The following is a 6518-nucleotide window of genomic DNA, read 5'->3' as shown; positions in this document are numbered from 1 at the left end:
AGCCTTTTCTTTTTGATATCATTAGGTATTTTCGCAAATCCAATGTATCGGAAAGCAAAAGGCTTTTCACGTTAAAACGACATTATTTCAAAAGGTTGAGCGTCAATTCTTCCTGGGCTACGGCAAAACCGAAACTTGAGACGACATTAAACGGTCCACGAAATAGGAGGACAACGGTAAAACACGATGCAATCGAATGTTTCAGTTGACCAATTACCCAGATGATATTTGTACGCAAATTTTATTATAAAAAGCAGGGAGCAATTCCTGCACAGCTGCGCGATGGAGATGGACTGGCGGCAGAGCGAGCAACCGACTCTTGTATTTTTCGCAACACAACATTATTATTCTGTGATTTTTTTTAAAGGTGTATTCGCAGGCAGCATGGAGAAACCCCTTTCACCATATCACAGAGAAGGCATGACAATGATTACAATGTATACTGCTCGCACATCAGAGATTGATGAAATTAACGATGCTATCAGTGAGATAAAAAGCCAAATCGATTTTTCATCGTTGAAAAAAAATTCAGGCGGGTTGATATTCTGCCATATTGATTTTGTTTCAAGCGGAGTAGTTGCAGCTCTTTGCAAAGAATTACCTTTTAATATTATCGGAATGACATCCATGGCCACTGCAGATGAACATGGATACAGCCTTTATGATCTCAATCTTACCGTTCTCACCAGCGATGAAGTCGTATTTGAAGTCGGAATTACCAATGGAATTAATGAAAATAATTATTCAATCGAAGTTGATCAATTATACAAACAAATACGAAGCAGGGTTACAAGCGATCCATCGATGATCTTTTCCTTTATGCCCTATATTCGGGAAGTGTCTGGCTATGAAGTGGTGGCTGCCATGGATGAAGCCTGTCACGGTATACCGATATGGGGATCCATCACAAACAACATTGATTTCAATTACGAAACGGTACAGACAATTTGCAACGGTAAAAATCTGAGAAACGGCGTAGCCATGATGTTTTTAAATGGTCCTATTGAGCCGAGATTTATTGTTTCCTCTATACCAGAATGCAACATTGCAAATAAACGTGCCATTATTACCAAAAGCAACGGAGCAATTTTACACGAAATAAATGATTTACCCGTGTTGGAATATTTAGCTAATGTTGGATTGATAATAAACAAGGAAAATATTACGACCACACCGATGATGATATACTATGACGATGCAGATGTTCCAGTAGCGCTTGGATTTTACACGATGTTTGAGGACGGTACGCTTTTAACAGGAGGGAAAATGCCTGTGGGCACCTCGGTTGCCGTGGGAAGCATTGATGCGCAAGGTATCACTGAATCATCAGAAATTGGATTGAAGCAGATATTGGATTGCAAAGATCGGCAAGCAACTTTACTCCTACCATGTGTCACACGTTACATCATGCTTGCTCCCGAACAAGAAAAAGAACTACGACTGATAAAAGAAAAACTAGCAGTCAGTGGAAAACCCTTTATGATGGGGTATTCAGGCGGTGAAATTTGCCCCATGCCTGGTCAGGACGGAAAACTTCGCAATCGCTTTCATAATTATACATTTTGCGCTTGCGTTCTATAATACGTTTTTTTCGATAGAAGGTGATTGATTGGACGAAACTGATTCCGGCAAACACGACGAAACGATTGACACAAAAGCCAGGCTAGTACAGCTTGAGCGTGAAAACAGAAAGCTTCGTCGTGAAATTGTTCATTTACAACATGCCATCGCTCAAGAGAAAATTGCAAGTGTCACAATTTTAAACCAACAAAAGGCAAGCACTTTTATTCAACGGGAGAGAGAACGGTACCTGGCGCTTTTACTTGCCAATTCTCCCAGCATCATTCTCTTTTTAGGACAAACAGGGCGCGTCGAATTTTGCACAGAATATTTCATAGCCAAAGCAAGATATCAGACTGCGGCAGATGTCCTGGGGCATACTTTGGCAGAAGTTCTTTCTCCTTTTCTTGATACCATCTCCTGTGAAGAATTGTTGGCGCAAAATCGCAATGTAATGCAGACAAATGCTCCACTTTCTGTCGATGTGACATTTTGCTTCAACCAAGACGGCACAACGGAAGAGTTTGCAGGCTTGCTCGTTCCCATGAAAGACGAACAGCAGCATAACAATGGCATCATGTTGCTGTTTCATGATGTAACCGACCTCAAGCAATCACGCGAGGAAGCATTGGCCGCCAGCCAAGCCAAAAGTGCCTTCCTTTCCAACATGAGCCATGAGATCCGTACCCCAATGAATGCAATCATTGGGATGACGGCCATAGGAAAGAATGAAAAGAACTTGGAACGCAAGGATTATGCCTTTAATAAGATCGAAATTGCTTCATCGCACCTGCTCGGTGTTATAAACGATATTCTGGATATATCAAAAATTGAATCCGGAAAAATGGAGCTATCGTGTATAGTCTTTAATTTTAACCAAATGCTTGACAGGGTAACGAGCGTTATCGCACCTAAAATCAGCGAGAAACAGCAGTATTTTTCCGTTGAAGTTGATAAAGAAATTCCCAACGCATTACTTGGCGATGATCAGCGTTTGGCACAGGTAATTACCAATATCTTATCGAATTCAACAAAATTTACGCCAAAAAACGGCAGTATCATATTTAACGCCAAGCTACTGAGCATGGAAAACAATGCATACGTTATCCAAATGCATGTAAAAGACTCCGGTATAGGGATGTCTAGACAGGAGCAGGGAAAATTATTCAATATTTTTCAACAAGCAGACGCAGGGACAACTCGAAAATATGGCGGAACCGGTTTGGGTTTGGCCATTTCAAAACGAATATTGGAGCTGATGGGTGGAGATATTTGGGTGGAGTCCGAACCTGGGGAAGGAACAAGTTTTTTCTTTACAGCACGCCTTGAAATTCCTGAAGATAACGCGTTAACAACGAATATTGGGCAGAACTACTCGTACGTATCAAATGAAATAAATGAATATAACGGGTGCTTTTCAGATAAGACTATACTCCTTGTTGACGATGTGGAGCTCAATCTTGAGATTGCAACTACACTACTCGAACAAACAAACATTACGATAGATACGGCAAGAAACGGCAAGGAAGCAGTTGAAGCATTCGCCGCAAATCCAAATCGATACGATTTAATTCTCATGGATATACAAATGCCGGATATCGATGGATTACAAGCAACAAAAATGATTCGAGCACTCAAAACACCTCAAGCTGAAACGATACCCATCATAGCCATGACCGCGAATGTGTTCAAAGAAGATATAGAAAAATGCGTGGCATCAGGCATGAATGATCATTTAGGAAAACCCATAATGATGGATGAAGTCATGAAGATGCTGTCGCAGTACTTAAAACCATAACATGCAACAATCTCCCCACTATCAACGAAATAACACTTTACTCCTCACATCTCCCGCGACGAGCACAGTATAGTGTTGCCGTAAAGAGTATATTCGCAGCCACCGCGATCCGGTTGGATCTCTGCCTTGCTTGAGACTGCAAACTACGCGAAAAAGAAATGAAGGTGGGCCAGGTGCCCCAGATTCAAGACTTGAGCCGGTCCGGCGACCGAGGCACAGAAGGAGGGTCCTTAAGTCCCTCCTTTTCTTATGGCGGAGAAAATGAACAATGAAAAAGCGACGGCGCGGTTTCAGGAAAGCGGATTGATCTCCTGCTTGAGCAGGCAGCAGGAAATGCGATGGATCGGGCTGCCGTCCGGATGGTACTGGATGTTGTCGGGCTGGAGCAGTTTGTTCATGACGCAGCCTTCAGGGATGTCGAGAGGAAAGAACCGGTCCTCGGTGAGGCCTTCCCGGTAAACGAGCCGGCCATCCTCGATCAAATGGCTGTGGATGGGGTGGTCTTCGCACAGGGGGCATCGGTACACCCGGCCATTGGGAAAAACAAAGAAATTGTCGGCCACGACCCCGGCGCACTGAAAGGTTTCCTCCGGATCGAGATACACCTTGGGATAGATGACGTGGATACCCAGGCTGGCCGCAGCTGCGGCCACTTCGGGCACGATGGCCAGCCACTGCTCGGGCGCGACCTGCCAGGCGTCCCCGGCCGCCGGCTTGTTGACCGCCGGGTTGCCGCGCAAGCCGATCACCTGGATAAAGAAGCGGCGGATGCCCAACTCGACCAGCAAGCCAGGCATGCGGTGCAGATGGTCGATATTGAGGCTGGACACGGTATAGATCAAACTGGTGTTGAAGCCGTGGGCCACAGCCCGGCGGATATTCTCGGTGCAAACCGCGAATACCCCTTCCCCTCGGATCGGATCGTTGATCGCCGCTTCCGGCCCGTCGAGACTGAAGCTCAAGTAATCCAGCTCCCGGGGGCTAACCCGGTCGAGCAGGTCGTGGAAAAGATAGCCGTTGGTATCCACGGTCACCGCATACCGCATCGACTTGGCGGCCCTGATGATGGCTGCCAAGTCGGGGTGCAGGGTGGGTTCACCGCCCAAAAGGATAAGATTGGTCTGCCGCTCGGGCCGGGCAAACAGCTTCAGCCATTGGCAAACGGTCGCCAGCGGTAAGGTGGCTGTGCCGTGTTGAGCAGGGTTGATGTAGCAATGGCGGCAGGCCAGGTTGCAGGCGGTGAGGATATGGAAGAAGATGTTGCGCTCGCCCGGCTGGAAGCCCACGGTGCGGGCGGTCGGCAGGGCGGTCACGGGGTCACCTCGGTGGTCTGGGCCAGGGTGTAGCGAGCCAGCAGGCTGTCCTGCCAATAGGTGCCGGTGCGGAAAAATTGCTGGAACAGCCGCAAGCTCTCCTCGCGCAGCACCCGGTCGAGCAGGTGGACCCGCATCTGGGCGTACAGGGTGTTGAGCATGTACAGGGGCAGGTTGGCGCCGCCTCCCATCACGTCTTCATAGGCCCAGACAAAGGTGCGGATACCGGAAAGCAGCATGGTGGCATAGCACATCAGGCAGGGCTCCAAGGTCGAGTAGACCGTTACCGTGCCGAGATCCAGGCCCGGCTGGTCGGCGACCAGTCGCCGCAAGGTGACCACCTCGGCATGGTCGAGCTCGTTCCGGCTCCCCTCGGCGCTATTGCGCCGCCGCCCCTGGGCCACAATCCGTCCGCCGGCGACCATGACGCATCCCACCGGAAATTCCCCGGCGGCCAAGGCCTGGCGGGCCTCATCCAAGGCCACTCGCATCCACCGTTCGTGTTCGCTCATCATCTGACCAGATCCCACAATAAAGAAAAAGCGCGCCCATGTGGCTGGCCTTCAGCTATACCACGGGGCCGGACGGCTGTCAAAACTAGAGCGACCGGCTGAACCCGAGGATATTCTTGTCGACGGCTACGCCTGTTTCCGGCTGTACCCAATCGTGGCCGCGATCGATAAAGGGCAGATACACCAGCCGGATCGCCACCTCGGCCAGCCGGACTTGCGGCAGCAGGGGAAAAATTCGGCGCGGGCTGGCGGTGGCCGCGGCAAGTATCAGCTTGACCGCCTGGCGGGCCTCGGAGGACGGCAAGGTCACCGGGAACTGGTTCGGTCGTACCTTTGCCGGGACAGGCGCCAGCCGCCATTGCCCCAAGGTGGCCTGGCGGCCGGCTTGGAGAAAGACTTTCGGTCGCAGCCGAATCGCCGGAACCCACACGCTCATGGCTTTGTCCCCCCACTGCGGTCGGGGCAGGAACGGCTGATTGCTGCGGACGACAAAATCGGCAAAACTCGCAATGCGCAGGGCCGGAATTTGGGCGGATACCTGCCAGAACGGCAAAAACAGTGCGGCCCCCTCCTTGGTCGGCTGCATCTGCCACTCCATTCTGCTCAGACCGGTGGAGCCGACCTCCCAGGCAGAGGCACAAGTGGCGCAGGTCATCACCCGGCAATCGCCGGTTCCCTCCAGACCGGCACCGCATTGGGGGCAGAGGGTCGCCTCGAACCGAATCCGCCATCCATCGGCAAACGGTCTGCCGTCCAGGCTGCCATCGGCGGTGTCGGCAAGCCCGATCAGCCGGTTGCCGTTCACACCGTCATAGATCCCCTGCTTCTTGATCACCAGCGGCAGATAGATATAGCTGAGATGTTCGCCGATATAGGCGCGGTGATAAAAGATCCCGCCTGCCGGCGGTGCAAAATTGCCGACCGCCGCCGCTTTTTCGACAATGGCGCCGGCCTTCAAGGTTTGAGGCAGGAAAAGGTTGCCTGCCTCGGGGATGACCCGGATCAGGGGCATGGCCTGGGGCCGCAGCCCCAGCGAAGGCGGCAGACCGGGGGAGGGGTTGGCCGCCTGGGTGGTATCGACCACCCGGTGTTCGATGGTTTCCGAGGACACCAGATAAATGGTGCCCTTGAACCGGAGATACGGAGCCAACAGCAGGCCGGTGGAGGATGCCTTGCCGGCCATGGGCAGGACATAGCGAAACGGGCCGCCGCATTGGAGCAGACTCCTGATGCCGCAATAACTGCAGGTCAGGATGTGGTCGGTTTCGACGAACTCGACTCCGGCCCCGCATTGGGGGCAGCTCTGTTCGATCCGGATGGTCATTGCCGCCCGCC

The 6518-nt window shown here is 51.1% G+C and carries 5 protein-coding genes; 2 read left to right on the top strand and 3 right to left on the bottom strand.

Annotated features, from left to right (window positions below; all coding sequences use genetic code 11):
• The first annotated feature begins 282 nt into the window (after positions 1-282).
• Together RMR13_RS12175 and RMR13_RS12170 are read left to right on the top strand one after the other, a co-directional pair.
• Positions 283-1581: an FIST N-terminal domain-containing protein gene (locus RMR13_RS12175; RefSeq protein ID WP_310600898.1), complete on the top strand. Its 1299-nt coding sequence runs from the start codon at positions 283-285 to the stop codon at positions 1579-1581.
• Positions 1582-1609: 28 nt separating this feature from the next.
• On the top strand, positions 1610-3358 hold the full coding sequence (locus RMR13_RS12170) for an ATP-binding protein (RefSeq protein ID WP_310600897.1): 1749 nt from the start codon (positions 1610-1612) through the stop codon (positions 3356-3358).
• A 290-nt stretch (positions 3359-3648) separates the two neighbouring features.
• Here RMR13_RS12170 and RMR13_RS12165 read toward each other — a convergent pair whose 3' ends face one another.
• From RMR13_RS12165 to RMR13_RS12155, 3 genes are all read right to left on the bottom strand, one after another.
• Positions 3649-4671, bottom strand: coding sequence for a radical SAM protein (locus tag RMR13_RS12165; protein ID WP_310600896.1), 1023 nt, complete (start codon positions 4669-4671; stop codon positions 3649-3651).
• Positions 4668-5186: a nucleoside deaminase gene (locus RMR13_RS12160; protein WP_310600895.1), complete on the bottom strand. Its 519-nt coding sequence runs from the start codon at positions 5184-5186 to the stop codon at positions 4668-4670. The genes RMR13_RS12165 and RMR13_RS12160 overlap by 4 nt, the downstream gene beginning before the upstream one ends.
• A gap of 82 nt (positions 5187-5268) precedes the next feature.
• A complete protein-coding gene (locus RMR13_RS12155) occupies positions 5269-6507 on the bottom strand; it encodes a hypothetical protein (protein WP_310600894.1) in 1239 nt (412 codons plus the stop codon).
• Positions 6508-6518: the final 11 nt, after the last annotated feature.

Origin of the sequence: Desulfobulbus sp. (assembly GCF_031547805.1) — a bacterium.
Classification (GTDB): domain Bacteria; phylum Desulfobacterota; class Desulfobulbia; order Desulfobulbales; family Desulfobulbaceae; genus Desulfobulbus.
This window is presented reverse-complemented; position numbering and strand designations above follow the sequence as displayed.